This window comes from Kribbella sp. NPDC023855, assembly GCF_040639475.1.
Classification (GTDB): Bacteria; Actinomycetota; Actinomycetes; order Propionibacteriales; family Kribbellaceae; genus Kribbella.
Genome location: NZ_JBFAAA010000013.1, coordinates 52221 through 77224 on the forward strand (window position 1 = coordinate 52221; position 25004 = coordinate 77224).

Annotated in this window: 25 protein-coding genes; 15 read left to right on the top strand and 10 right to left on the bottom strand. The window is 67.8% G+C overall.

What is annotated here, in order from left to right:
• The first annotated feature begins 221 nt into the window (after positions 1 to 221).
• Positions 222 to 494, top strand: a complete 273-nt coding sequence (locus tag AB0F51_RS33010; RefSeq protein WP_360286147.1) for a hypothetical protein — start codon at positions 222 to 224, stop codon at positions 492 to 494.
• Here the strand turns inward: AB0F51_RS33010 and AB0F51_RS33015 are convergent.
• From AB0F51_RS33015 to AB0F51_RS33025, 3 genes are read right to left on the bottom strand one after another with little or no spacing between them, the layout of a single operon-like run.
• Positions 491 to 943, bottom strand: coding sequence for an NUDIX domain-containing protein (locus AB0F51_RS33015; RefSeq protein ID WP_360286149.1), 453 nt, complete (start codon positions 941 to 943; stop codon positions 491 to 493). The two genes, AB0F51_RS33010 and AB0F51_RS33015, sit on opposite strands and share 4 nt — an antisense overlap.
• On the bottom strand, positions 940 to 1824 hold the full coding sequence (locus AB0F51_RS33020) for a class I SAM-dependent methyltransferase (RefSeq protein WP_360286526.1): 885 nt from the start codon (positions 1822 to 1824) through the stop codon (positions 940 to 942). The genes AB0F51_RS33015 and AB0F51_RS33020 overlap by 4 nt, the downstream gene beginning before the upstream one ends.
• Before the next feature lie 5 nt (positions 1825 to 1829).
• Entirely contained in the window at positions 1830 to 2153 is a 324-nt protein-coding gene (locus tag AB0F51_RS33025) for a hypothetical protein (RefSeq protein ID WP_360286150.1), read from the bottom strand.
• Between the two features lie 74 nt (positions 2154 to 2227).
• On the opposite strand from AB0F51_RS33025, the gene nucS reads away from it, so the two are divergent.
• Entirely contained in the window at positions 2228 to 2887 is a 660-nt protein-coding gene (gene nucS, locus AB0F51_RS33030) for an endonuclease NucS (protein ID WP_360286151.1), read from the top strand.
• Here the strand turns inward: nucS and AB0F51_RS33035 are convergent, their stop codons facing one another.
• Positions 2888 to 4810 (bottom strand): M4 family metallopeptidase, encoded by a 1923-nt coding sequence (locus AB0F51_RS33035; protein ID WP_360286153.1) that lies wholly within the window; start codon positions 4808 to 4810, stop codon positions 2888 to 2890.
• 280 nt (positions 4811 to 5090) lie between these two features.
• On the opposite strand from AB0F51_RS33035, the gene AB0F51_RS33040 reads away from it, so the two are divergent.
• The 4 genes from AB0F51_RS33040 to AB0F51_RS33055 are packed head-to-tail and all read left to right on the top strand — an operon-like array spanning position 5091 to position 9106.
• Positions 5091 to 5366, top strand: coding sequence for a hypothetical protein (locus AB0F51_RS33040; protein ID WP_360286154.1), 276 nt, complete (start codon positions 5091 to 5093; stop codon positions 5364 to 5366).
• A 58-nt stretch (positions 5367 to 5424) separates the two neighbouring features.
• Positions 5425 to 7245 (top strand): glutamine--fructose-6-phosphate transaminase (isomerizing), encoded by a 1821-nt coding sequence (gene glmS / locus AB0F51_RS33045; protein WP_360286155.1) that lies wholly within the window; start codon positions 5425 to 5427, stop codon positions 7243 to 7245.
• Between the two features lie 53 nt (positions 7246 to 7298).
• On the top strand, positions 7299 to 8417 hold the full coding sequence (locus AB0F51_RS33050; protein WP_360286156.1) for a mandelate racemase/muconate lactonizing enzyme family protein: 1119 nt from the start codon (positions 7299 to 7301) through the stop codon (positions 8415 to 8417).
• Positions 8414 to 9106, top strand: a complete 693-nt coding sequence (locus tag AB0F51_RS33055; RefSeq protein WP_360286157.1) for a FadR/GntR family transcriptional regulator — start codon at positions 8414 to 8416, stop codon at positions 9104 to 9106. The genes AB0F51_RS33050 and AB0F51_RS33055 overlap by 4 nt, the downstream gene beginning before the upstream one ends.
• 3 nt (positions 9107 to 9109) lie before the next feature.
• Here AB0F51_RS33055 and AB0F51_RS33060 read toward each other — a convergent pair whose 3' ends face one another.
• Genes AB0F51_RS33060 through AB0F51_RS33075 form a run of 4 tightly spaced genes read right to left on the bottom strand, consistent with a single transcriptional unit; the run spans position 9110 to position 13375 of the window.
• On the bottom strand, positions 9110 to 10366 hold the full coding sequence (locus AB0F51_RS33060) for a glucarate dehydratase family protein (RefSeq protein WP_360286158.1): 1257 nt from the start codon (positions 10364 to 10366) through the stop codon (positions 9110 to 9112).
• Entirely contained in the window at positions 10363 to 11865 is a 1503-nt protein-coding gene (locus AB0F51_RS33065; protein WP_360286160.1) for a tripartite tricarboxylate transporter permease, read from the bottom strand. Before AB0F51_RS33065 ends, AB0F51_RS33060 begins: the two co-directional genes overlap by 4 nt.
• Positions 11865 to 12368 (bottom strand): tripartite tricarboxylate transporter TctB family protein, encoded by a 504-nt coding sequence (locus AB0F51_RS33070; RefSeq protein WP_360286163.1) that lies wholly within the window; start codon positions 12366 to 12368, stop codon positions 11865 to 11867. The genes AB0F51_RS33065 and AB0F51_RS33070 overlap by 1 nt, the downstream gene beginning before the upstream one ends.
• Complete coding sequence (locus AB0F51_RS33075) at positions 12365 to 13375, bottom strand: tripartite tricarboxylate transporter substrate binding protein (RefSeq protein WP_360286166.1); 1011 nt, start codon at positions 13373 to 13375, stop codon at positions 12365 to 12367. The genes AB0F51_RS33070 and AB0F51_RS33075 overlap by 4 nt, the downstream gene beginning before the upstream one ends.
• 98 nt (positions 13376 to 13473) lie before the next feature.
• On the opposite strand from AB0F51_RS33075, the gene AB0F51_RS33080 reads away from it, so the two are divergent.
• From AB0F51_RS33080 to mmuM, 5 genes are read left to right on the top strand one after another with little or no spacing between them, the layout of a single operon-like run.
• Positions 13474 to 14406: a LysR family transcriptional regulator gene (locus AB0F51_RS33080; protein ID WP_360286168.1), complete on the top strand. Its 933-nt coding sequence runs from the start codon at positions 13474 to 13476 to the stop codon at positions 14404 to 14406.
• A gap of 19 nt (positions 14407 to 14425) precedes the next feature.
• Positions 14426 to 15340, top strand: coding sequence for a 5-dehydro-4-deoxyglucarate dehydratase (kdgD, locus tag AB0F51_RS33085; protein WP_360286170.1), 915 nt, complete (start codon positions 14426 to 14428; stop codon positions 15338 to 15340).
• On the top strand, positions 15337 to 16659 hold the full coding sequence (locus AB0F51_RS33090; RefSeq protein WP_360286173.1) for an enolase C-terminal domain-like protein: 1323 nt from the start codon (positions 15337 to 15339) through the stop codon (positions 16657 to 16659). The genes kdgD and AB0F51_RS33090 overlap by 4 nt, the downstream gene beginning before the upstream one ends.
• Before the next feature lie 47 nt (positions 16660 to 16706).
• Complete coding sequence (locus AB0F51_RS33095) at positions 16707 to 17627, top strand: FAD-dependent oxidoreductase (protein ID WP_360286176.1); 921 nt, start codon at positions 16707 to 16709, stop codon at positions 17625 to 17627.
• Between the two features lie 3 nt (positions 17628 to 17630).
• Positions 17631 to 18509 carry a homocysteine S-methyltransferase gene (gene mmuM, locus AB0F51_RS33100; RefSeq protein ID WP_360286178.1) on the top strand — a complete coding sequence of 293 codons (879 nt, stop codon included), beginning with the start codon at positions 17631 to 17633 and terminating at the stop codon, positions 18507 to 18509.
• Here mmuM and AB0F51_RS33105 read toward each other — a convergent pair.
• Entirely contained in the window at positions 18483 to 19871 is a 1389-nt protein-coding gene (locus tag AB0F51_RS33105) for a PLP-dependent aminotransferase family protein (protein WP_360286180.1), read from the bottom strand. The two genes, mmuM and AB0F51_RS33105, sit on opposite strands and share 27 nt — an antisense overlap.
• Before the next feature lie 47 nt (positions 19872 to 19918).
• On the opposite strand from AB0F51_RS33105, the gene AB0F51_RS33110 reads away from it, so the two are divergent.
• Complete coding sequence (locus AB0F51_RS33110; RefSeq protein ID WP_360286182.1) at positions 19919 to 20383, top strand: carboxymuconolactone decarboxylase family protein; 465 nt, start codon at positions 19919 to 19921, stop codon at positions 20381 to 20383.
• 6 nt (positions 20384 to 20389) lie between these two features.
• The gene (locus tag AB0F51_RS33115; protein WP_360286184.1) at positions 20390 to 21115 is read left to right on the top strand and encodes an isocitrate lyase/phosphoenolpyruvate mutase family protein; all 726 of its coding nucleotides are present in this window, start codon (positions 20390 to 20392) and stop codon (positions 21113 to 21115) included.
• Between the two features lie 14 nt (positions 21116 to 21129).
• Here the strand turns inward: AB0F51_RS33115 and AB0F51_RS33120 are convergent, their stop codons facing one another.
• Positions 21130 to 21831: a TetR/AcrR family transcriptional regulator gene (locus tag AB0F51_RS33120; protein ID WP_360286186.1), complete on the bottom strand. Its 702-nt coding sequence runs from the start codon at positions 21829 to 21831 to the stop codon at positions 21130 to 21132.
• A gap of 104 nt (positions 21832 to 21935) precedes the next feature.
• On the opposite strand from AB0F51_RS33120, the gene AB0F51_RS33125 reads away from it, so the two are divergent.
• Together AB0F51_RS33125 and AB0F51_RS33130 are read left to right on the top strand one after the other, a co-directional pair.
• The gene (locus AB0F51_RS33125; RefSeq protein WP_360286189.1) at positions 21936 to 23669 is read left to right on the top strand and encodes an MFS transporter; all 1734 of its coding nucleotides are present in this window, start codon (positions 21936 to 21938) and stop codon (positions 23667 to 23669) included.
• Positions 23670 to 23770: 101 nt separating this feature from the next.
• Positions 23771 to 24691 (top strand): cyclase family protein, encoded by a 921-nt coding sequence (locus tag AB0F51_RS33130; protein ID WP_360286191.1) that lies wholly within the window; start codon positions 23771 to 23773, stop codon positions 24689 to 24691.
• Positions 24692 to 25004: the final 313 nt, after the last annotated feature.

The following is a 25004-nucleotide window of genomic DNA, read 5'->3' on the forward strand; positions in this document are numbered from 1 at the left end:
CATGAGCTGTGTCACCAGAGAGAACAACCTCACAAATAACCAGTTGATGTCAGGTACCACCGATGGCTTTCATCAGGTGTCTGGAGGAGGTAGGGATGGGTGAGTTCGAGGGGTTGATGGCGGAAGCTCTGCGGGGGGCCGGGCGGTTTGGGCATCGGGAGCATTTGCGGCTTACGTGGCTGGCGGTTCGGCGGTATGGGGTTGGGGGCGCGGTCGGGGTCGTGAGTGACGGGATCCAGCAGACGGCTCGGTACGCCGGTGCGCCGCAGAAGTATCACGCGACGGTGAGCAGGGCCTGGGTGGAGCTGGTCGGGTATCACGTGGCGGAGGAGCCGCTCGAGGGGTTCGACGCGTTCCTCGACCGCAATCCCGCGTTGTTCGACAAGCGTCTCCTGATGCGCTTCTACCAATCCTCGACGCTGGCCAGCCCCACGGCCAAGGCCGGCTGGGTCGAGCCCGATCTCACACCCTTCCCCTGGCAGCAGGAGAACTAGACCTCGTCGACCACCAGCGGGCGCCTGGCCCAGTCGCCGAGGAGGCGGGCGGTGTCGGGTGTGGCGGCTAGGGCGGCGGCGATCGCGGGTGGCCTGACATCCAGTACTGCGAGTTGCTGCGGGTCCAGCCAAACTGGCCGATAGCTGCCCGCCTTCGAGGACGCCGGACTGGCCATCTCCTCGCCTGCGCCCGTGCCGAACTCCCCGCCCAGCGGCTCGGCCCGGTAGTAGTACTGCGTGCTGCCGCGGAAATTGACCACCGCGACCAGATCCTCGACCCGCACGATCAGTCCGAGTTCCTCGTGCGACTCGCGGACGGCGGCCTCCGGCGGGGTTTCGCCGTCTTCGAGTTGGCCGCCCGGGAGGACGTAGTACGTGATGCCGTCCCGCACCCGCTCGATCGCCGCGACGCCGAGGGTGGTGGGCAGGACGATGCCTGCGCGGATCACGTTCGGTGGGCCAGGACGTAGTACCAGCCGCTGCTGGTGGATTGCCCGTGTTGCCAGGCGAGGACGGTCCAGCCGCAGTGCTTGAGGAGGTCGCGGAGCGGCTGCTCCTGCCAGCTGGTGAAGTGGCGTGGGAGGTCGAGGTGCCGGGTCGACCACTCGTCGCCCTCACCTTCACTGGTGGTGAACGCGAGCAGCCGGGCCGACTCGTGGGCCTTCAGGAGCACGGTGGCCAGCTGGTCCGGGGTGAAGTGGAGGAACACGGCGTCGGCGAAGACCAGGTCGTAGGGTCCGCCGAAGTCGTCGGTCAACGCGTTGAGCCGGTCGGCCGGATAGCCGTCCTTGCGCATCATCTCGACGAAGGCCGAGGCAGCATCGGTACGGCGTACGCGATGACCGCGTCGCTCCAGCTCGGCCGCGTCCTGGCCGGTGCCGCTGCCGAGCTCCAGCACGTCGCCACCGGACCGCAGATGGGCGTCGATCAGGTCGAACAACTCGATCAGGTACGCGTTCGGCGTCTGCGGGATCGAGTCCCGGAACCGCTCGGCCGCCTCCTCGTAGGTCGCCAGCGTCACCTCGTTAGGACTCGGCAACACCGTCCACCCATCCCCCTCATGCTCAATCACCGCCGGCACCTCGATCCCCAGCTCCAGCCCCGGCGCGATCACCACCACAGTCTCCCCACGATGCTCATCCGCAACCCCCCGAACAACCTCCTCGGCCTCGATCGGCTCCGGCAGCAGCGTCAATCTGACGCCGAGGTCCTCGGCCAGCTGGGCGGCTGGCTGCTCGGCCTCGGGCGTTGCGTAGACGGCGGCGACGCGTTCACCGGCCAGTCTGTCCCGCGAGCCGGGTGGCAGCAGGATCAGGCGGGCCGGGCACATCAGGTTCACGGCCGGACGAACTCCAGCGCCTGCTCGGCGTACCCCGCCCAGGTCTCGGAGTGCTCCAGCGGCACGACCACCCACTCCTTCATCGGCCGGCCCATCCCCGGATCGAACGGCGCGGCACCGCTCAGTTTCAGCGCCTGCTCCCGCGGTTCCGGCGGCAGCTTGAACGTCATCGCGTCCCCGAACAGCCCGGCCAGCATCTTCTTCTCGATCTTCAGGCACGGCATGCCGAACATGCTGCCCTCGACCACCCCGGCCCCGGCCAGCCCCTTCGCGACCGCGTCGTACTCCAGCCGCGTCTGCAAACTGATCTTCGGCTTCATACCGACCAGCCTCCCACCACCCCACGGCCTGCCGCCATGCAGGATGCGTGCCGGGTGGACTACGGTGCTGTGTCGTGCGCTTGGTGATAGCTCGTTGTTCAGTGGATTATTCCGGTCGGTTGACGGCTCATCTTCCGATGGCGCCGCGGTTGCTGATGGTGAAGGCGGACGGGTCCGTGCTGATCCACGCCGACGGCGGGTCGTACAAGCCGCTGAACTGGATGTCCCCTCCGTGCAAGCTGACCGAGGAAGAGGGCGTCTGGAGCGTCACCAACAAGGCCGGTGAGGAGTTGCGGATCACCTTCGAGGAGGTGCTCAGCGACTCGTCGTACGAGTTGGGGCTGGATCCCGGGCTGATCAAGGACGGGGTCGAGGCGCACCTGCAGGAGCTGCTGGCCGAGCACGTGCACACGTTCGGTGACGGGTTCACGCTGGTACGCCGGGAGTACCCGACCGCGATCGGCCCCGTCGACCTGCTCTGCCGCGATGCCGACGGCCGGCACGTCGCCGTGGAGATCAAGCGTCGCGGCGAGATCGACGGCGTTGAGCAGCTCACCCGGTACGTCGAACTGCTCAACCGTGACCCGCTACTGGCCCCGGTCCGGGGCATCTTCGCCGCTCAGCTGATCAAGCCGCAGGCGCAGTTCCTCGCCACCGACCGCGGCCTGGAGTGCGTCACAGTGGACTATGACGCACTCCGAGGCATGGAGTCGGACGTACTGCGCTTGTTCTGACTAGCAGGGCACCACCGCGTCGACGATGAAGCCTTGGGCGACCACTCCGCTGTCGGAAGTCAACCGGACGGAGCCTGTCGGTGTGGTGATGCAGGGTGAGGTCGCACCCCGGCGATGGAGGCCGGTGTAGGTGGCCAGCGTGTTCCCGTTGCCGTCCAGCACGTACACGTAGTCGTAGTCCTTCTCCGTGTCGAGCATGCTGAAGTGGAACGCGAAGCCGGCCGTGCCGTTGTTGTACGTCCACGTGCAGTTGGCGTTGTTGCCGTACGGATGCGGCGACTCGAACGGGATGGTCGCGTTCGGGTTACTCACACACGGCGGGGGCGGCGGCGTGCCCGGCGTACAGCCGGAGTGGATGCCCACCGCGTCCCAGGCGGCCGTAGTACCCGCCGCGTTGGCAGTTCCTGCAGCGATGGCCACCGTGGCGTTCCGGGCGTCGCACATGTTCGCGTACTCCGGCAGGCTGGTGAAGCCGGCGTAGAAGACCTGTGCCGCCCGCGCCAGTCCGAGCGCCGGAACGGTCACGCCACAGTCGAGCGTGTGGGTGTGCCCGCTCGATCCGACCGCGTCGCAGCCCGCGTTCTTGCCGCCGTTGACCGCGAGGTAGTACGCGTGGTTCGGGATACCGCTGTTGGAGTGCACGCCGCCGCTGTCCGCGGTGGTGACGATGAACTCGCTGTAGTGATCGGGATCCAGGTCCTCCTGCGGGTCACTCATGTTCCGGAACCCTGGCGCCGCGTCGGGGGCGAGGTAGATGTCCTCGGCGATCAGCCAGTCCGGCGGAGCGGCCGGGTCCAGGCCGCGGGTCGCGGCGTAGTACTCGATCGTGGTGCCCATCATGTCGCTGAAGGACTCGTTCAGCGCGCCGGACTCGTTCTCGTAGATCAGGTTCGAGGTGAACTGCGTGACGCCGTGGGTCAGCTCGTGCCCGACCACGTCGACCGCGCCCGACAGCGGGATACAGGTCTGGCCGTCACCGTCGCCGTAGGCCATCTGCTCGCCGTTCCAGAAGGCGTTGCAGTACCGGTTCGCATAGTGCACGGTCGAGATCATCTGCATGCCGTTGTTGTCGAGGCTGTTGCGACCGAAGGTGCCGCGGTAGAAGTCGTCGGTCACGTTCGTGTAGTAGTGCGCGTCCACCCCCGGCGCCTGGCTCGGTGATCTCCACTTCGGCAGGTTGAAGTTCCAGTGGTCGTCGGCGTCCGTCATGATCGTGCCGGGCTGCGTCGCGGTGTTGCCGGCGTCGTACGTCTCCTGCCGCAGGTCGCGCGACCGCAGGAAGTACGTGCTGCCGATCCGGGTGGTGTCCAAGGTCTTGGTGTCGCCCTTGACGCCCGTGCCGTCGCCGTGGGCGACCGCGTCGTACTGCTTCTTCACTGCCCCGCTGGCGGCATCGACCCAGTGCACCCACCGGTGGTCGGTCCGCTGGTTGATCACCTCATGGAACAGCCGGCCGTCCCGTGGATCGATGCGCAGGCTCGAAGACCACTTGCCCGTACTGCCGATCCGCTTGGCTGCCACTCCCCGCGCTCCGGATGCCGTCACCGCGGCACTGTTCTTGGCCTTCAGTCCCGGGAAGTACGCGCCGATCACGGCTGTCGCCTCCCCGGCCTTGTCGGTCAGCACGGTCAGCTGACCACCGAGCACCTTGGCTGCGCCGACCTGCTGCTGATAGCGGGTCTGCGTGCCGCCGCCGGCGGCTTTGGCGGACCAGACCTTCACCACGTCCTTCGGTACTGCGAAAGCGCGCGCGTCGGCCCCGGTGAGCGTGAAGGAACCACCACGGGCGAACGAGCCGGTCGAGTTCGACGCCGCGGGCGAGGACGGTTGGGCGCTGGCGGTGAACCCGCTACCGGCCGCGATCAGAGCGGCGGCTGCGAGTAAGGCGACGACACCTGGGCGCCTGATGACAGGGCGCTTCATGGCAGGGCTTTTCATGGCAAGGGACCCCTCCCGGTAGACGGCCACGAGCTGCGGGCCGGCCGACATCCACATGTCCCCAAGAGTCGCCCCGTCACAGCCATTCGTACGCCCACGCACCTGCGGCTGCAAGGGGTGAGCCGGTTTCGACACCGGGCGACGATCGGAGTAGTGTCCACCCGCGTCACTGGTCTGTCTGGTTCTGTCAAGAAAACGTAAGATGTGCCCGATTTCGGGCAGATTCTTGGCTTTGACCCTGGTTTGACTGCACAGTGGTCGGGTGATGAGTGAGGCGGCGGATCCCAGCGAAGACCTCGTTGACCAGATCAGTCGCACCACCGGACTGCCGCTCGAGGACGCCCGCCGGGTGGTCGCGGACGTGCTGGCCTACTTCACCGAGACGACCGAGCAGTACGTCCGGCGCCGGCACCGCGAACTGCAGACCTACGGCGCCCGCAACGACGAGATCTTCGCCGTGGTGGCCGCCGAACTGCGCCACTGGCCGGTCCGCTCACCCGAACTGTCGGCCCGTCAGCTGCGCCGGATCGTCTACGGCTGAGGGCAGCTCAGGCGGACAGGTCGAGAACCCCATACCCCACGAAAGGAACACCCTTCCCATGTGCGGAATCGTCGGATATGTCGGCACCAAGCCGGCCGCGCCGATCCTGGTGGACGGCCTGGCCCGGCTGGAGTACCGCGGGTACGACTCGGCCGGTGTGGCCGTGGTCGGGTCCAGCGAGCTGAAGGTGCACAAGGACGCCGGCCGGGTCCGTGAGCTGGAGGCCTCGCTGCCCAAGCGCTTCGGCGGCAAGCTCGGCATCGGCCACACCCGCTGGGCCACCCACGGCGGCCCGAGCAAGGACAACGCGCACCCGCACGCCAGCGGCAACGAGCGGATCGCGGTCGTCCACAACGGCATCTTCGACAACGCCGGCGCGCTTCGCCGCCAGCTGGAGGAAGCCGGCGTCAAGCTGCGCTCCGAGACCGACACCGAGGTCCTCGCGCACCTGATCGAGCAGTCCGACGGCGCCACCCTCGAGGAGAAGGTGATGGCCGCGCTGCGCCGGATCGAGGGCACCTACGGCATCGCCGTGGTCGACCTGGACTTCCCGGACCGGATCGTGGTCGCCCGCAACGGCAGCCCGCTGATCCTCGGCATCGGCGACGGCGAGATGCACGTCGCCTCCGACGCGGCCGCGCTGATCCGCTACACCCGCCAGGTCGTCTACCTGGACGACGGCGAGATGGCCACCGTCAAGGCCGACGGCTACCGCACCTTCACCCAGGACGCCGCGCCGACCACCAAGACCGCCAAGACGGTCGAGTGGGAGGCCGACGAGTACGAGCGCGGCCTGCACGAGCACTTCATGATGAAGGAGATCCACGAGCAGCCCGAGGCGGTCCAGCGGGCCCTGCGCGGCCGGCTCGACGAGCGCTTCCACACCGTCCACCTGGGCGGCCTGAACATGGACGCCCGGGAGGCCCGGGAGATCAAGCGGGTCAAGATCCTCGGCTGCGGATCCGCGTACTACGCCGGCCAGATGGGCGCCCAGTTCATCGAAGAGGTGGCCCGCATCCCCGCCGACGCCGAGCCCGCGTCGGAGTTCCGCTACCGCAACCCGGTGGTCGAGCGCGACACCCTGTACGTCGCGGTCAGCCAGTCCGGCGAGACGCTCGACACTCTGGTCGCGGTACAGGAGCTCAAGCGCAAGGGTGGCCGGGTGATCGGCCTGGTGAACGCGGTCGGCTCCAGCATCGCCCGTGAGGTCGACGGCGGTGTCTACCTGCACGCCGGCCCGGAGGTCTCGGTGGCGTCCACCAAGGCGCTCACCAACATGGCCGTCGCGTTCGCGATGCTCGGCATCCACCTCGGCCGGATCCGCGACGTCTCCCCCGCCGACGGCCGCCGGCTGATCGAGGGCCTGAAGAAGATCCCGGCCCAGATCCAGACGATCGTGGACCAGGAGGAGGAGCTGGGCAAGATCGCCGGCCGGCTCGCCAAGCACGAGAGCGTCTTCTACGTCGGCCGCACCCGTGGCTACCCGGTGGCCCGCGAGGGCGCGCAGAAGCTCAAGGAGATCTCCTACCGGCACGCCGAGGCGTACCAGACCTCCGAGCTGAAGCACGGCCCGCTGGCGCTCATCTCGCCGGACGTCCCGAGCGTCGCGATCGTGCCGCAGGACGAGCTGCTGGACCGCAACATCGGCGCCCTGCACGAGATCGCCGCCCGCTCCGGCCCGCTGTACGTCGTCACCCACCCGGGCGTCGACGTCCCGGACGGTGCCGCAGCGGTGATCGAGGTCCCGAAGAACGAGCCGGAACTCGACCCGATCCTGCTCACCATCCCGCTGCAGATCATCGCGTACTACGCCGCGGTCGCCCTCGGCCACGACGTCGACAAGCCCCGCAACCTGGCCAAGTCCGTCACGGTCGAGTAGCAGCCCCGCTCATCGCGGTCATCATACAAGCTGGTTGCTTGTATGATGACCGCATGAGTGACCGTATCCGTCAGGTCCGGCTGTCTTCTGTGGTGCTTCCGCTGGAGCAGGCGATCAGTGACGCCAAGGTGCTGACCGGGCGGCAGAAGCCGATGACCGAGATCGTGTTGCTGTTTGCCGAGATCGCTACTCGGGACGATCAGTACGGGATCGGGTTCAGTTACTCGAAGCGGGCCGGTGGGCCGGCGCAGTACGCGCATGCCAAGGAGATCGGGGCGAACCTGATCGGCGAGGATCCGTGGGACATCGGCAAGGTGTACGACAAGTTGCTCTGGGCCGGGGCCTCGGTCGGGCGGTCCGGGGTTGCTACTCAGGCGATCGCGGCCATCGATATCGCGTTGTGGGATTTGAAGGCCAAGCGGGCGGAGTTGCCGCTGGCCAAGTTGCTCGGTGCTTATCGCGACTCGGTGCGGACCTACAACACCTCGGGCGGCTTCCTGCACGCGCCGATCGAGGAGGTCAAGGAGCGCGCCTCGCAGTCGCTGGCCGATGGCATCGGCGGGATCAAGATCAAGGTCGGACAGCCTGACAGCCGGATCGATCTGGAGCGGGTCAGCGCCGTCCGCGAGCACCTCGGGGCCGGCGTACCGCTGATGGTCGACGCCAACCAGCAGTGGGATCGCAGTACGGCGTTGCGGGTCGGGCGGACTCTGGAGCAGTTCGACCTGGTCTGGATCGAGGAGCCCCTCGACGCCTATGACGCGGAGGGACACGCACACCTGGCCGCGACCCTGGACACCCCGATCGCCACCGGCGAGATGCTGTCGAGCGTCTCCGAGCATGTTCGACTGATCGAGGCTCGCGCCGCGGACGTCATTCAGCCGGATGCACCGCGGATCGGGGGGATCACGCCGTTCCTGAAGTTGGCGACGCTGGCCGATCACCATGGGCTGCAGCTGGCGCCGCATTTTGCGATGGAGATCCATTTGCATCTGGCCGCGGCGTATCCGCGGGAGCCGTGGGTGGAGCACTTCGAGTGGCTCAATCCCTTGTTCAATGAGCGTCTCGAGACGAAGGACGGACGGATGCTCGTGCCGGATCGGCCCGGGCTGGGGTTCACGACCAGCGATCAGTGCAAGGCCTGGACGGTCGACTCCTGCGAGTTCTCGTGAAGGCCGAAGGTGGGCGGGGGCTGGCGCATGAGCTGGTTGAGCGGCTCAAGGGTCGGATTCTGGCGGGTGAGCTGGAGCCGGGGAGCAAGTTGCCGACCGAGAGTTCGCTGACGGCCGAGTTCGGGGTCAGCCGGACGGTGGTGCGGGAGGCGATCTCGCGGCTGCAGGCGGCCGGGCTGGTGGAGACGTTCCAGGGCCGCGGGTCGTTTGTGCTGTCGTTGCCGCCAGCAACGGAGCGCTTCGCCCTCGGCGAGGTGCGGTCGCACCGCGACGTGCTGGAGCTGCTCGAGCTGCGGATCGGGGTCGAGGTGGAGGCCGCCGGGCTCGCCGCCGGACGGCGTACCGGACATCACCTGCGGGCGATCGACCGCGCGCTCGACGACTTCCGGCGGATCGGCGACGACCCGAGCAGCTCGGTCGCGGCCGACTTCGCGTTCCACCTGAAGGTCGCGAGCGCGTCGGGCAACCGGTTCTACACCGAGCTGATCGGCTCGCTCGGCCCGATGATGGTCATGTTGCCGCGGACCAGACTCGACCCGGCGTACGAGATGTCCGACGCCTCCCACCTGAGCCGGGTCGTCCTCGAACACGAGAACATCGCGGTCGCGATCACGAACTCCGACCCCGACGCCGCCCGCGCGGCCATGCGCGTGCACCTGTCGAACACTCGCAACCGTCTGCAGAAGTAGAACTCACCACCGAGAGGTGTTCCGGGTGAAGTCCGGCTGCACGGTCTGCATGTACGACGTGTCGTCGCGGCTCCGGATTCCGCACGCCAGGTACTGCTCGTGCAACCGCCCGAGCGCGTCCTCGTCGAGTTCGACTCCCAACCCCGGGTTGGTCGGCAGCCGAATGCTGCCATCGAAGAAGTCCAGGGCCCCCGGCTTGATGAGGTCCTCGGTCTTCCACGGATAGTGCGTGTCGCACGCGTAGGTGAGGTTCGGAGTCGCCGCGGCGAGGTGCGTCATCGCCGCGAGGCTGATCCCCAGGTGCGAATTGCTGTGCATCGACAACCCCAGACCGAACGTCTCGCAGATCCCGGCGAGCAACCGCGAGCGCTGCAGACCACCCCAGTAGTGGTGATCCGACAGCACGACCTGGACCGCATCGGCGAGCACTGCCGGCTTGAGATGGTCGAAGGCGATCACGCACATGTTGGTGGCCAGCGGGATGTCCGTCTCCCCCGCCACCTGCGCCATCCCCTCGATTCCCGGCGTCGGGTCTTCGAGGTACTCGATGACGCCCGCGAGCTCCTTGGCCACCCGCACCGAGGTGGCCGGGGTCCAGGCGCCGTTGGGATCGATCCGCAACTTGTGCCCGGGAAAGGCTGCGGCCAGGGCTTTGACCGCCTCGATCTCCTCGTCCGGCGCGAAGACCCCGCCTTTGAGCTTGATCGCCGTGAAACCGTACTCCTCGACCATCCGCCGCGCCTGCGTGACGATCGCGTCGGGATCGAGAGCCGCACCCCACGCGTCGGGCTCGCGATCCGGATGAGCCGCCCACTTGTAGAACAGATAAGCGCTGAACGGTACTTCGGTCCGCACCGCGCCGCCGAGCAGGTCGGCGACCGGTCGTCCCAGTTCCCTGCCCTGGATGTCGAGCAGAGCGACCTCGAAGGGCGACAGCACGACATCGGCCGGATTCTGGATAGCCAGCATGCCGCCCACCTGCGCGCTGCCGTCCAGCCGCAGTACGTCGCTCACTCGCTGCCGCAAACCGTTCAGGTCGTACACATCCAGGCCGGGCAGTACGTCGGCCACCGCGGCCAATCGGGCCAGGTGCGCGTCGTCGGCATAGGTCTCCCCCAAGCCGACGCTCCCGCTGTCGGTCTGGACCTGGACGATGGCCCGCAACGCGTACGGCTGATGCACGCCCACCACGTTCAGCAGCGGTGGATCCGCGAAAGCGACGGGCGTGACGACGACCCCCGAGACACGTGTGCTGCTCACACCAACTCCTCGCTCTTCTGCCGGGATTTCCTGACCTGCTTGACGATCGGAAACGCCAGTACTACGACCAGTACGGCAAGGACCGTGCCGGAGATGGGCCGGGTGAAGAACCCGGTGACGTCGCCACCGAAGATCAGCAGCGACTGCCGAATCGCGATCTCCATCAGGCCGCCGAGCACGAAGGCCAGCACGAGTGGGCCGGGCTCGAAGCCGAACTTCTTCATCAGATAGCCGAGCACCCCGAAGACGATCACCAGGAAGACGTCGAAGATCCGGTTGGCCACCGTGTAGACCCCCAGCAACGTGATCAGCACGGTGATCGGCGCCAGCACGGCCGGACGGATCCGGAGGATCTTCACGAACACGCCGACCAGCGGGATGCTCATGATCAGCAGCAGGATGTTGCCGACGTACATCGAGTTGACGACGCCCCAGAACAGGTCCGGGTGCTCGGAGACCAGTTGCGGTCCGGGCGGGATGCCCTGAATCAGCAGCGCTCCGAACATCAGCGCCATCGTCGCGTTGGCCGGAATGCCCAGCGTGAGCAGCGGGATGAACGACGACGTGGCCGCCGCGTTGTTGGCCGTCTCCGGCGCCGCGACGCCCTCGATCGCGCCGCGCCCGAACCGCTCCGGCTCCTTGGCCCGCCGCTTCTCCACGGCGTACGCGACCAGGGACGACAGTGTCGCGCCACCGCCCGGCAGTACTCCGAGCACGAAGCCGATCACCGAGCCGCGACCGATAGCACCCCGCGACTGGCGCAGGTCCTGCCGGGACGGCCACACCGTGGAGACCTTGGCCGGCTCCTGCCGTTTGTGCTGGCGTTCCTCGAGGTTGTAGAGGATCTCGCCGAGGCCGAACAGTCCCATCGCGATCGGCACGAAGTCGATGCCGTCGGCAAGATCCAGACTGGCGAAGGTGAAGCGGTCGGCCCCGGTGAAAGTGTCGCGCCCGACCGTGGCGAGCAGCAGGCCGAGGCAGGCCGCGATGACCGACTTGAGCCGGCCGCCGTTGCCGACGGTCGCCACCAGCAGGACTCCGAAGAGCGCCAGTGCGGCGTACTCCGGTGGGCCGAAGTCCAGCGCGAAGCCGGCCACCACTGGTGCGAGCAGGGTCAGCCCGATGATCGAGACGGTGCCGCCGACGAAGGAGCCGATGGCCGCGATGCCCAGCGCAGTACCGGCTCGGCCTTGTTTGGCCAGGGCGAAGCCGTCGAAAACGGTGACGACGGACGAGGCCTCACCGGGCAGGCGGAGCAGCACCGAGGTGATGGTTCCGCCGTACTGCGCGCCGTAGAAGATGCCGGCCAGCATGATGATCGCCGACACCGGTTCGACGCCGTACGTGACCGGCAGCAGGATCGCGATCGTGGCGGCCGGACCGAGCCCGGGGAGCACCCCGATCAGCATGCCGATGACGACGCCGGCCAGGCAGTACAGCAGGTTGGCCGGTTGCACGACGACACCGAAGCCGTCGAATACCGGGTTCAGGAAGTCCATCAGATCAGCCGTGGGAGGGGAATCTTGAGCGCCAGCACGAACAACAGGTAGAACGCGACCACCGTGCAGACGCTGATCACGATCGACGACCGCCAGGACTCCTTGCCGAGGAACCGCAACCAGACGAACGTCAGCAGTAGCGAGGGGATCTCGAAGCCGATGACGGGCAGAGCCAGCGCGAGCAGGACGAGGGTGGAGACCGCGATCGCGGTCGTCACGCTGGAGCGGGAGAACTTCTCCGTGTCCGTCCCGTGCCGCCCGGTCAGCGCAAGCGCTACCGACAGGACGGTGATGACGACGCTGATCGCGAACGGCCAGAGTCCTGGTCCGGGCGCGGTGAGCTTGCCGAGACCGAGCCGCGCGGAGAGGACCAGCCCGGCCAGGCCGATCAGGCCGGTGACGACCGCCGCACCAACCTGCGACCACGGTCCCGCCGGCGGCGGCCGATCCTCCGCCAACTCCGCCAGCAGGGCCGCACCGTCAATGGGTGCCTCGTTGCTCACTTCTTGGCGCCCAGCTGGATGCCGTACTGGTCGATCTGCGCCTTGTACTTCGTGGCCGCCTCGTCGAGGATCTTGCGCACCTCGTCCGGCCCGACCTCGATCGGGGTGAGGAAGTTCGCCTCGTTGAACTTCTTGTACGCGTCGGTGCCGAACGTCTTCTTCGCAGCGTCGGCCAGCTTGGTCTTCACGTCCTCCGGCGTCCCCTTCGGCGCCGTCAGGAACCGGTACTGCGAAACGACCACGTCGAAGCCCTGTTCCTTGGCGGTCGGCACGTCGGGCAGGAACTTGATCCGCTCGGCCGAGAAGACGGCCAGCGGGACCAGCTTGCCGGCCTTGACGTTCTCGATGCCCTCACCGATCTGGAAGGCGGCCACGTCGACCTGCTTGCCGAGCAACGCGGTCATCGCCGGGGCGCCACCGTCGAAGGGCACGTCGGTGGCCGCGATCCCGGCCACCTTGAAGGTCAGCGCGGAGGCCAGCTGCGCACCGGTGCCGACGCCGGTCGTGCCGTACTTGATGTTCTTGCCGGCCTTCTTCAGGTCGGCAATGCTCTTGTACCCCGAGCCGGCCGGTGCCGCCAGCATGTAGTCGTCCTGGGAGATCCCGGTGATCAGATCGAAGTCGTCGAGCTTCACGGCCTCGGACGCGGAGACGGCCAGTGGCGTGATCGTGAAGAGCGAGGCGTTCTGGACCGCGATCTTGTATCCGTCGGGCTTGGCCGACTGGAGTTCCTTGGCGTTCAGCGCGCCGTTCGCGCCCGGCTTGTTCACCACCGGCACCGAGACGGACAGCTCCTTGCCGAGCCCCTCGGCGATCGCGCGGGTGATCAGGTCGGTGCTGCCACCAGGCGAAGCGCCGACACTCATCTGGATGTTGCCGGTCGGGTACTTGCCCTCGCCGCCGGTCGAGGTGGTCTTGACTCCGCCGCAGGCCGACAGCATCGCGGCAACCGTCACGCCGCCGGCCGCCGCCAGGAAGGCCCGGCGGCTCATCTGTGGGAACTTCATGGCGTTTCTCCTCTGAGCTGGCCGATTTCGTGAGCGTAGGGTGGCCATTAATACGTGTCCAAGGCCGTTTGGGCATCGAGTGATACCTTTTGCGAATCATGTTTTCGCTCGATCAGATCAGCGCGTTCGTCGCGGTCGCCGAGGAACTGCACTTCGGCCGCGCGGCCGAACGACTGAACATGACCCAGCCGCCGCTGAGCCGCCAGGTGCAGAAACTCGAACGCGCCGTCGGGGCCCGGCTGCTCGAACGGGACAACCGTCGCGTGGAACTGACCGACGCCGGTCAGGCCTTCCTGCCCGAAGCGCGCAGGCTGCTGGCCCTGGTCGAGACCGCGAGTGACCTGGCCCGCCGGGTCGAAGGCGGCGCGGCCGGCACGCTCCGGCTCGGCTTCACCGCGGTCTCCGCGATCAGGACGCTCGGACCGTTCCTTCGCCGGATGTCAGAGGAACTGCCGGGCGTCGACGTGATCCTGCACGAGCGGGTCACCCCGGCACAGGTCGACGGCCTGCTGCGCGGCGAGCTGGATCTGGGACTGGGCCGCCCGCCGTTCGACGCGGTGGCACTCGATTCGCGGGTCGTGTTCCGTGAGCCGCTGTGCGCCGTAGTACCGGCTGATCATCGGTTGGCGTCGGTCGGGCGGGCGCTGTCGCCGGCGGACTTCTCCAACGAGCAGGTCATCAGCTACTCCCCCACCCAGGCTCGCTACTTCCATGAGCTGACCGTGCGCTTCCTCACCAACGAGCATCCCCGCATCGAGCAGCGGGTCCAGCAGATCCTCACGGTGGTGCTGCTGGTGGCGGCCGGTCGCGGAGTCGCCCTGGTCCCGGCGTCGGCGCGAAGTCTCGGCGTACAGGGCGTCGCGTACTGCGACTTGGTGGACTCCGGTGAGGCGGGGCCCGTCGAGTTGCACGCGATCTGGAACCGGGAGTCGACCAGTCCGCTGCTGCAGCGTGTGCTGCGGCTGTTCGAGGACAGCGATGCTCTGAGGGCATCAATAGATACAAAAGAGATCTTGGACAGGCATCAGTAGGCCTCCCTACGCTGACGCCGTGACGCACTATTCCCCGCGTGAGCTCGCCGCTCACCTCAAGACCGGCCTCCTCTCGTTCCCGGTCACGCCGTTCGACCGCGACCTCGCCTTCGACGAGCCCCGCTACCGCGAACACCTGGCCTGGCTGAGCAAGTACGACGTCGCCGGGCTCTTCGCGGCCGGCGGCACCGGTGAGGGCTTCTCGCTGACGCCGGCCGAGATCGACACCGTCGTCCGTACTGCGGTCTCCGAGGTCAGCGGCGCGGTTCCGGTGCTGGCGCCCGCCACCGGCGGAACCAGCCAGGCGATCGCCCAGGCTCAGGCTGCCGAGGACGCGGGCGCAGATGGAATTCTGCTGCTTCCGCCGTACCTCACCGAGGCAGGGCAGGCCGGTCTGGTCGAGCACGTCTCGGCAGTCTGCCGCAGTACTTCGCTGGGGGTGACCGTCTACAGCCGCGCCAACGCGATCCTGGACGACGTCTCCGTCGCGATCCTTGCCGACCGCAACGAGAACCTGGTGTGTCTCAAGGACGGCGTGGGCAACATCGAGATGATGACCCGGATCTACGCCCGGGTCGGCGACCGGCTCACCTACATCGGCGGGTTGCCGACCGCGGAGACCTTCGCCCTGCCGCTGCTTCAGCTGGGGGTCAGCACGTACTCGTCGGCGATCTTCAACTTCGTGCCCGAGTTCGCGCTCGGCTTCTACGCCGACGTGCGCGCGCAGGACCGGGACGCCGTCTACCGCAAGCTGCGGGAGTTCGTGCTGCCCTATCTGGACATCAGGGACAAGACGAAGGGCTACGCGGTGTCGATCGTGAAGGCCGGGCTGACCGCGATCGGCCGCTCGGCAGGACCGGTCCGGCCGCCGTTGCAGGATCTGACCGAGGAGGAACTGGCCCAGCTGACCGAACTGATCGGCAAGCTCAGGTGACGCCTACCATCAGCTCGGTCGAGGTTGTCCCGGTCGCCGGGTCCGACAGCATGCTGCTCAACCTGAGCGGTGCGCACGGACCGTTCTTCACCAGGAACGTTGTCATCGTCACCGACAGCTCGGGCAATGTCGGCCTGGGCGAGGTCCCTGGTGGCGGCAAGATCGCGTCGACGGTGACCGAGGCCGCGGAACTGCTGGTGGGCAAGGAGATCGTTTGGTACCGGCAACTACTGCGGTCGGTCGCGCAGGCATTCGCCGGTCGCGATGCGGGTGGGCGTGGCATCCAGACGTTCGACCTTCGGACGACGGTGCACGCCGTCACCGGGCTGGAGTCGGCGCTGCTCGACTTGCTGGGCAAGCATCTCGGAGTACCGGTGGCTGAGTTGCTGGGCGACGGCCAGCAACGTTCCGTCGTACCGGTGCTTGGTTATCTCTTCTATGTCGGTGATCCGGGCAGCACGGATCTGCCTTACGTGATCGATGACGGCGGCAACGATCGATGGTCGCAGTTGCGGCGGCGGGAAGCTTTGACGCCGGATGCGGTGGTGGCGCTGGCTGAGGCGGCGCAGGAACGCTATGGCTTCGCCGACTTCAAGCTCAAGGGTGGGGTGTTCGCCGGTCCGGAGGAGATCGCGGCCGTTCGCGCGCTCGCCCAGCGTTTCCCCTCGGCGCGGATCACGATCGATCCGAACGGCGCATGGCCCGTCCGCGAGGCGATCGAGTTGTGCACCGATCTGGGCGACGTGCTCGCGTACGCCGAAGACCCGTGCGGGCCGGAGCCGGGACTGTCCGGCCGCGAGACGATGGCCGAGTTCAAGCGGGCCACCGGGTTGCGCACCGCGACGAACATGATCGCGACGGACTGGCGCGAGCTCAGCCACGCGGTGCGCTCTGACGCGGTCGACATCCCGCTGGCCGATCCGCACTTCTGGACGATGGCGGGATCGGTGCGAGTGGCTCAGCTTTGCCACGACTTCGGCCTGACCTGGGGATCGCACTCCAACAACCACTTCGACATCTCGCTGGCGATGTTTACTCACGTCGGGGCTGCGGCGCCGGGCGAGATCACTGCGCTGGACACGCACTGGATCTGGCAGGACGGCCAGGCGCTGACGAAGGATCCGCTGCGGATCGTCGATGGCCAGATCGCCGTACCGACGTTGCCCGGTCTTGGCGTCGAGCTGGATCGCGACGCGCTCCGGGCCGCGCACGAGCTCTATCTCGCCCAAGGGCTCGGTGCCCGCGACGACGCTCTGGCGATGCAGTACTTGGTCAAGGACTGGATCTTCGACCCGAAACGCCCTTGTTTGGTGCGCTGAGCACCGCACCGGTGGCGGTGTGACGGCTGGCAGGTGACAATGCGTGAATGCGCGTAATCGTGGTGGGAGCCGGGGTGATCGGGCTCAGCTGTGCCGTCCGGTTGTCCGAGGCGGGGTACGACGTCGCAGTGTTCGCCAGGGATCTGCCGTTGGAGACGACGTCGGCCGTCGCCGGAGCGATGTGGCATCCATTCCTGTCGGCGGGTGACCGGGTCGCCGGCTGGGCGCGTTCGTCGTACGACGAGTTCGTCAAGCTGGCCGGGTCCGAACCGTCGGTGCAGTTGCGGCACGGCAAGGAGTACTACCGCGAGTCCACGCCCGCCCCGGCCTGGGCCGCGGATCTTCCGGACCTCCAGCGGGTGGGGTCGTTGCCTCCTGGCTTCCGCGACGGGTGGGCGTTCACGACACCGATCGTGGAGATGCCGAGCTACCTGCGGTACTTGGTGAAGCGGCTGGAGGCGGCCGGCGGCACCCTCAGCCGGGCCGCGTTCTCGTCGTTGCCGAACGCAACCGGATTGGTGGTCAACTGCACCGGCCTCGGTGCACGGCTGACCGCCCAGGACCCGACCGTCACGCCGGTTCGCGGCCAACTCCTGGCCGTCGAGCAGTTCGGCCTCACCGAGTGGATGCTGGCCGACCACGGCCCGCAAGACCTGTGTTTCGCCCTCCCCCGCTCCAACGACATCATCGTGGGCGGCACGGCCGAGCCTGACAACTGGGATCTCACCGTCGACGAGAAGATCGCCGAGCGGATCATCGACCGCGCCGCCTCGCTGATTCCTGAACTCCGCAAGGCGAAAGTCCTCCGCCAGCGCGTCGGCCTGCGCCCCGCGCGGCCCTCGGTTCGCTGCGAGTCCGTCCGCACCGGCGACCGCCGCGTCATCCACTGCTACGGCCACGGCGGCTCCGGCGTCACACTGTCGTGGGGGTGCGCGGACGAAGTGCTCGAACTCGTGCGGGAAGGTTGAGTTGTGCACATCCTCGACGGTGGAATGTCGAACGCCCTGGAAGACCGCGGACACGATCTGTCCGATGCGCTCTGGTCGGCGCGACTGCTGAAGGACGCGCCGGACGAGATCGCAGCGGTGCATCGGACCTACTACGAAGCCGGCGCCACCTTCGCGACGACGGCCAGCTACCAGGCGAGTGTCTCCGGCTTCGGCAAGGCGGGCGTGCCGCCTGACGAGGCAGAACGGTTGATCAGTTCCAGCGTCGCCATTGCCCGGCGAGTCCGCGACGAGTTGGCCGTCGACGGGCAGGAGCGGTTCGTGGCCGCATCGGTCGGTCCCTACGGCGCGGTGCTCGCCGACGGATCGGAGTACCGGGGCCGGTACGGCGTGAGCAAGGCGTTCCTGCGCGATTTCCATCGGCCCCGGCTGGAGTTGCTGGTTGCTGCCGGCCCCGACCTGCTGGCCGTCGAGACGATTCCCGATCTCGACGAGGCAGAAGTGCTGGTCGAGCTGATCGACGAGATCGGCTTTCCTGCTTGGCTTTCGTACTCCGCGGCCGGTACTCGCACTCGAGCCGGCCAGCCACTCGAGGAGGCGTTTGCTCTCCGGAGCAACAACCTCGTTGCAGTGGGCGTCAACTGTTGCGCACCGGAAGATGTCCAAGGTGCGGTCGAACTCGCCGCCGCGGTGAGCGGAAAGCCGGTCGTTGCCTACCCCAACAGTGGCGAAGGATGGGACGCCGGAGGTCGCCGCTGGACCGGCGACGCGGCTGACTCCACCTCGTTGGCGCCCGAATGGGTCGCGGCCGGCGCGGAGTACGTCGGCGGCTGCTGCCGGGTAGGGCCTGAGGACATCCGCGCCTTGGCCCGCACCCTAGACCGCGAGGACTTGGCAGAGTAGGTCGAGGGCGCCGTTGTAGGAGTGATCGGGTGGGGTGCCGTAGCCGACGATGAGGGCTTGGCGGGCGGCTGGGTCGGGCGTGAAGCGGTATCTGTCGAGTGATGCGACCAGGAGGCCTTGGCGCTTGGCGCGGGCCACCATGTCGGCCGCGTCGCCCGGTACGTCGAGCAGCACGTGGAGGCCGGCCGAGATGCCCGCCACCTTGACGCCGGGGGCCCGCACGGCCAGCAACTCGACCAGGTGGTCCCGGCGACGACGGTAGTGCTGGCGAGTACGGCGTACGTGGCGGTCGTAGTGCCCGGAGGCGATGAACTCGGCCAGGACCAGCTGGTCGAGTGTGGCGGTCAGCAGGTCGGTCGTGTGCTTGACGGCCAGCACGGGCTCCATCAGGTGCTCCGGCAACACCATCCAGGCGAGTCGGAGGGCCGGGGCCAGGCTCTTGCTCGCAGTACCGGTGTAGACGACTCGCTCGGGGTCCAGTGCCTGCAGGGCTCCCACTGACTGACGGTCGTAGCGGAACTCGCCGTCGTAGTCGTCTTCGATGAGTACTGCGCCTGTCTGGCGAGCCCACTCGACAGCCGCCGTACGACGGTCTGGCGCCAGCGGTACTCCCAACGGCATCTGGTGTGCCGGGGTGAGGAGCGCCGCTTGGCCAGTGAGCAGATCTGCGCGAACTCCATGCTCGTCGACGGGCACGGGGTGGGGTTGGAGCCCGCGGAAGCGGATGACATCCCAGTGGAGGCTGTAGCCGAACTCCTCGACGGACATGGTCGTCGCGCCTTGCTGCCGCAGTACGTCGGTCAGCAGGTTGAGTGCCTGGACGTAGCCGGAGCAGATGACGATGCGCTCGGGATCAGCCCAGACGCCGCGGGCGCGGGCGAGGTAGTCGGCGAGGTTCTCTCGCAGCTCGATGCGGCCGCGTGGGTCGCCGTAGCCGAACGCTTCGTTGGGTGCGGCCGGTAGCGCCTTCCTCGCCGCAGCCAGCCACTCGCCGCGGGGGAAGGTCGAAACGTCGGGAGACCCCGGCGTCAGGTCGTACCGGTAGTTCTTCGGCTGCGGGGACTCGGAAAGGGCCGGCGTCGCGGCGGGAAGGATCCGGTCGGCGACTTCGGTGCCGGAGCCTTGGCGGGCGGTGAGCCAGCCCTCGGCGACCAGCTGACCGTAGGCGTCGGCGACGGTGTTGCGGGCGATGCCGAGGTCCTTGGCGAGGGTACGGGACGAGGGCAACCGGGTGCCGGCGGGCAACCGGCCGGAGCGGATCGACTCGTGCAGGGCGTGGACCAGGTCACTGCGTCCGCGGGTGCCGCCGAGATCCAGGTGCAGATCGGCGCCGGCCGGCGAATTGGCCCTCGGATCCTCCATAGAAGTGGACCATACACCTGGGCCGATCTGCGCCTAGCGTTCTCGGTATGAGCACAACGACAGTTCGCAGAGTCAAGATCGCCACCCACGCGCCGGAGTTCTACCAGGCGCTGGTCGCGCTGGACGAGGTTTCGGCGCTCGGGATCGACCCGAAGCTGGCACACCTGGTCAGGATCCGCGCCTCGCAGCTGAACGGCTGCGCCTACTGCCTGGACATGCACACGCTGGACGCGCGGCACGAGGGTGACACCGAGCAGCGGCTCAACCTGGTCGCCACCTGGCGCGAGGCGCGCAAGTTCTACACCGAGCAGGAGCAGGCCGCGCTCGAGCTGACCGAGGCGATGACCCTGATCAGCGTCGACCACGTCCCGGACGACAAGTACCAGATCGCCGCCGACGCGTTCGACGAGAAGGAGCTGGCCCAACTGATGGGCCTGATCATCATGATCAACGCGTGGAACCGGGTCGGCGTCACCTGCCGCATCGAGCCCGGCCACTACAGCCCGAGCTGACCGGCGATGACGAATCCACGGACCAACTCGCGTACGGCGGAAGCCTTCCGTGCCCTCCACCACGGCGCCCAGCCGCTGATCCTCCCGAACGCTTGGGACCCGGTCAGCGCCCGCGTCATCGCCGAAGTCGGCTATCCGGCGATCGCCACCAGCAGCGGCGCGGTCGCCCGCGTCCTCGGGTACGACGACGGCCAACTGACCCCGCCGGCCGAGATGTTCGAGGCGGTCGCCCGGATCGCCCGCTCGGTCGACGTACCGGTGACGGCCGACATGGAAGCCGGCTACGGGCTGGACCCGAAGGAGTTCGCCGAGCGCCTGCTGTCCACCGGCGCGGTCGGCTGCAACCTGGAGGACTCGGTCCACGACGAGCAGGTGGACATGGCGGAGCAGGCGGACTACCTGGGCGCAGTACGGGCTGCCGCCGGCGCCGATCTGGTCATCAACGCCCGGATCGACAACTTCTTCACCGGCGGAACCCTGGAGGACGCGATCGCCCGCGGCCGCGCCTACCGCCGAGCCGGAGTCGACTGCGTCTACCCGATCTTCGCTCCGCCGGAGGTCTTCGGCACCCTGGTCGACCAGATCGGCGGCCCGATCAACGCCCACGCCGCCCCGGACGGCCCAACCGCCGCCGACCTGATCACCCTCGGCGCCACCCGCATCACCTACGGCACCAGCCTCCACAACTACACCTCGAACGCTCTGCGCACTCTGTTGCCAGAGCTCAGCTGACGTACCGAGCGGTCCTACCAGTTCAGTGAACTGGTCAGGGCCGCTACGTCCGCACTAAAGAGCTTGCCCGGGGCAAGTGTCAGGTTCGACAACTGACCGTAGATCTCGAGCACCACCAGGCCGTGGATCCGGCCCCAGAGCTGGATCGACAGCGCGACCGCCTCCGGCGGCAAGCCCGGGAACTGGTCCTGAACCAGCCGGGCCAGCGTCGGATCGAAGTCCGTCCAGGCCGCCGCCATCGGTGTCTGGACCGCTGTGACCTTTGACCACCCGGCGGCCACGATCCCCGTCAGCAAGGCACAGGCCCGGTGCGCAGCCTCCCGGGCCGGCCCTTCCTCAGGCATTTCGTACCCCGGTACGGCGTCGCCGTAGATGAGCCGGAACTCCTCCGGGTTGGCGACCGCCCACTCGCGGTACGCCTCGGCGATCGCCGTCAGTTGCGCGCCCGGATCGCCGGCCGCGGCGCCGGCCAGCGCGGCAGCCTCGGCATCGGCCAGCGAGTTGTGGAGGTCGACCATCAGCGCGGTGATCAGCGCATCCCGGGTGTCGAAGTAGCTGTAGATCGCCCCCGCGGTCATTCCCATGTCGCGCGCGATCGCCCGCAGGGAGATCCCCGCCGCGCCGCTCTCGGTCAGCGCCTTGAGCGCGATCGCCTTGATCTCCGCCGCGGTCTCGGCGCGCAGCCGCGCCCGCCTGCTGGTCGTCCCGTCACTCACGCTTGACACTCTACACCGATCATGTTTTATGCTCTGTGCACTTTCTACACACCGTTCAATGTTTGCGCGGCGTGTAGCCCTCTATTCACCTGAGGAACCCACTCGTGAGAAGACCTTTCGCGTTCCAGTTGGCCGTGCTCGCGCTCGGCCAGTTCCTGGTCGCTCTCGACTACAACATCGTGTACGTCGCCCTGCCGGACATCGGCCAGGATCTGGAGTTCGGCCCGCAGAACCTGCAATGGGTGGTCACCGCGTACGCCGTCGGCTTCGGCGGCTTCCTGCTCTTCGGCGGTCGCGCCACGGACCTGCTCGGTGCCCGCCGAATGTTCGTGCTCGGCCTGACCCTGTTCAGTCTCGGCTCCCTGGCAGCCGGCTTCGCCCCCGACGACACGCTGCTGATCGCGAGTCGCGCAGTACAGGGACTCGGCGCGGCACTGCTGAGTCCGGCTTCTCTGGCTCTGATCAGCAGCACGTTCGAAGAAGGTGCCGCACGCAACAAAGCACTGGCGATCTGGGGCAGCGCCGGCAGCGGTGGACTGGCCGCCGGCGCCCTGCTCGGCGGCGTCCTCACCGACGCCTGGGGCTGGCGCTGGGTGTTCTTCGTGATGGTTCCGATCGGGCTGGCGGTGGCGATCGGAACCCTGCGAGCGATCCCAGCCGCGCGGCCGCACCCGCGCGAGGGCGGCTTCGACGTCCTCGGTGCGGTCATCGTGACGGCCGGATCATCGCTCCTTGTCCTCGGCCTGGTGAACGGTCCGGCGGTTGGCTGGCTCACGAGCCGGGGCGGCGGTTCACTGGTGGCCGGTTTGCTGCTGCTCGGCCTGTTCCTGCTGGTAGAACGCCGTACCGCCTCGCCCTTGGTTCCGCTGAGGCTGATGCGTTCGCGGAACCTCCTGGTCTCGATGGCAGTCATCCTGCTGTTCCAGACTTCGCTCGGTGGCGCGTACTACCTCTTCACGACCTACCTCCAGAACGTGCTCTCCTACAGTCCGTTGACAGCCGGCCTCGCCTTCCTACCGCTGACAGTCGTCTCGACGACGGCGTCGTTGCGCGGCACCGCCCCGCTGATTTCCCGCTGGGGAATCAGGCGCGCACTGCTGATCGGCATGGTCGTGAACGGTGCCGGTCTGGCGATCCTTGCCGTCGGCATGATCCGTGACGGCTCGTTGTGGACGGTGCTGCCCGGCCTGGTCGTCTGGGGCATCGGCGGCGGTCTCACCTTCCCTGCGATGTTTGCCGCAGCGGCGGCCGGCGTCGCTCCGGGCGAACAGGGCGCCGCATCCGCACTGGCGACCACTTCTCAGCAGATCGGCGGAGCACTTGGCCTCGCAGTACTGGTCGCCATCGCCACCGCGCCGAGCGGACTCTTGGACGGTCTGCGACTTGCCCTCTTCACGGCCGCCGCCCTTGCGGTTCTCGGCGGTTTGCTTGCCCTTGCCAACCACACCCGCACTTCGAAAGGCGCACCAGTGACCAACACCATCGTCGACGACTACTTCGCCGCCTGGAACGACACCGATGCCGACAGCCGCGCCAGCCGGCTGCAGGCGCTGCTGGACAGCTCGGTCGAGATCGTGGACCCGGACTGGACCGCCAGCGGCAGGGACGAGGCGATCGACGCCATCGGCCAGGCCCGGACCAAGCTCGGCGACCTGCGGCTCGGTCTGGGCGAGGTGATCCACGCCCACCACGACACCACCCTGTTCAGCTGGCTGCTGACGGATCCCACGGCGACTACTCCGATCGCCACCGGCTTCGGGGTACTCCGCACCAGCGGCGGCCGAGTCATCGGAGTCCACAACTACTTCGCCAACCAGCCGGCGGTGACTGCCGGCTGACACTTCCCCTTCCCTCGACCGGGCTGGCGCCGGGTTTCCGCACGCTGAGATGCCGCGGAAACTCGGCGTCGCCTGCGATGGTCTGAGTGATGATGGGCGGCATGACCACCTATCGCGCGCGCTTCGATGCAGACGTCACCTTCACGAACGGTGGCGGTCTGCAGGTTCAGGGTTTCCTTGTCGATGTTCCCTCGGCGGAGGTGACGAGCGCGCAGGTCGGTGAGCTCTTCCTCGACTCGCTTGGGCTGCTGATGGCCGGCGACGTGCGGTTGAGCAACTTGGAGATTGTGGAGGCCGCCCACAAGGGCACTCGCGGCGGGCCGGCTGACGGCCGCCCTGGTGACGGTCAGGCGGGCGGTGGGCGGGCGCAGTACGTGGAACTCAGTCATGTGATCCGCGACGGGATGGTGACTCTGCCGAATCTGCCTGGTCCGGTGTTGGGGAAGCAGCTGACGCGGGAGGCGTCGCGCGAGCTGTATGCACCTGGCACGGAGTTCGAGATCGGGTTGGTCACGATGGTGACGAACACGGGCACGTACATGGACAGCCCGTACCACCGCTACCCGGACGGCCACGACCTCACCGGCTTCAGCCTCGACCGCACTGTTGACCTGCCGGCGGTCGTCGTACGGGTGGAGGACAGCGGACGACTGGGGATCGACGCGGCTGCTTTGGCGACGTACGACGTGGCTGGGAAGGCGGTGCTTTTGCACACGGGTGACGACGCGCGCTTCGGGACACCGCAGTACGTCGAGAACGCTCACTTCCTGACCCGCGACGGCGCGGAATGGCTGATCGCGAATGGGGCTGTGCTGGTCGGCATCGACGCCGCCAACATCGACGACATGACCGACGGCACTCGCCCCGCCCACACCCTCTTGCTCGGCGCGAACATAGCCATCGTCGAGCACCTGACCGCCCTGTCCCAAGTCCCACCCACCGGCGCCACCTTCACCGCCACAGCCCCGCGCATCTCCGGCCTCGGCACGTTCCCAGTCCGCGCCTACGCCAAGCTGAGCTGACCCCACGCGCCCTCCGGTGCCCGCTCCTACGTCGCGTGCCCGTTCGGGCGCTCCCACCCACCCGTGTTCTGCGCTCCTACGTCGCGCGGACCAACCACGGCGGTGGTCAGCCGCGTGGGCAAGCGGAGGTAGTTGGGTTGACCCCACGCGCCCTCCGGCGCCCGCTCCTACGTCGCGTGCCCGTTCGACCGCTCCCACCCACCCGTGTTTTTGCGCTCCTACGTCGCGCGATTCAACCGCGAGTGGTGCCGGCCACTTCGGCCAAGCGGGGGTGGTTGGGTTGGTCCGCGTGGCCGGCCAGCTCGGCCAACAA

What these genes read in the sequence shown, in the direction of transcription:
- AB0F51_RS33020 (WP_360286526.1), bottom strand. Translation starts at nt 1,824, where the DNA reads ATGTGCCCGGCCCGCCTGATCCTGCTGCCACCCGGCTCGCGGGACAGA.
- AB0F51_RS33095 (WP_360286176.1), top strand. Translation starts at nt 16,707, where the DNA reads ATGCGCGTAATCGTGGTGGGAGCCGGGGTGATCGGGCTCAGCTGTGCC.
- AB0F51_RS33105 (WP_360286180.1), bottom strand. Translation starts at nt 19,871, where the DNA reads ATGGAGGATCCGAGGGCCAATTCGCCGGCCGGCGCCGATCTGCACCTG.
- glmS (WP_360286155.1), top strand. Translation starts at nt 5,425, where the DNA reads ATGTGCGGAATCGTCGGATATGTCGGCACCAAGCCGGCCGCGCCGATC.
- AB0F51_RS33050 (WP_360286156.1), top strand. Translation starts at nt 7,299, where the DNA reads ATGAGTGACCGTATCCGTCAGGTCCGGCTGTCTTCTGTGGTGCTTCCG.
- AB0F51_RS33130 (WP_360286191.1), top strand. Translation starts at nt 23,771, where the DNA reads ATGACCACCTATCGCGCGCGCTTCGATGCAGACGTCACCTTCACGAAC.
- AB0F51_RS33040 (WP_360286154.1), top strand. Translation starts at nt 5,091, where the DNA reads ATGAGTGAGGCGGCGGATCCCAGCGAAGACCTCGTTGACCAGATCAGT.
- AB0F51_RS33080 (WP_360286168.1), top strand. Translation starts at nt 13,474, where the DNA reads ATGTTTTCGCTCGATCAGATCAGCGCGTTCGTCGCGGTCGCCGAGGAA.
- AB0F51_RS33115 (WP_360286184.1), top strand. Translation starts at nt 20,390, where the DNA reads ATGACGAATCCACGGACCAACTCGCGTACGGCGGAAGCCTTCCGTGCC.
- AB0F51_RS33065 (WP_360286160.1), bottom strand. Translation starts at nt 11,865, where the DNA reads ATGGACTTCCTGAACCCGGTATTCGACGGCTTCGGTGTCGTCGTGCAA.
- AB0F51_RS33110 (WP_360286182.1), top strand. Translation starts at nt 19,919, where the DNA reads ATGAGCACAACGACAGTTCGCAGAGTCAAGATCGCCACCCACGCGCCG.
- AB0F51_RS33025 (WP_360286150.1), bottom strand. Translation starts at nt 2,153, where the DNA reads ATGAAGCCGAAGATCAGTTTGCAGACGCGGCTGGAGTACGACGCGGTC.
- AB0F51_RS33075 (WP_360286166.1), bottom strand. Translation starts at nt 13,375, where the DNA reads ATGAAGTTCCCACAGATGAGCCGCCGGGCCTTCCTGGCGGCGGCCGGC.
- AB0F51_RS33035 (WP_360286153.1), bottom strand. Translation starts at nt 4,810, where the DNA reads ATGAAGCGCCCTGTCATCAGGCGCCCAGGTGTCGTCGCCTTACTCGCA.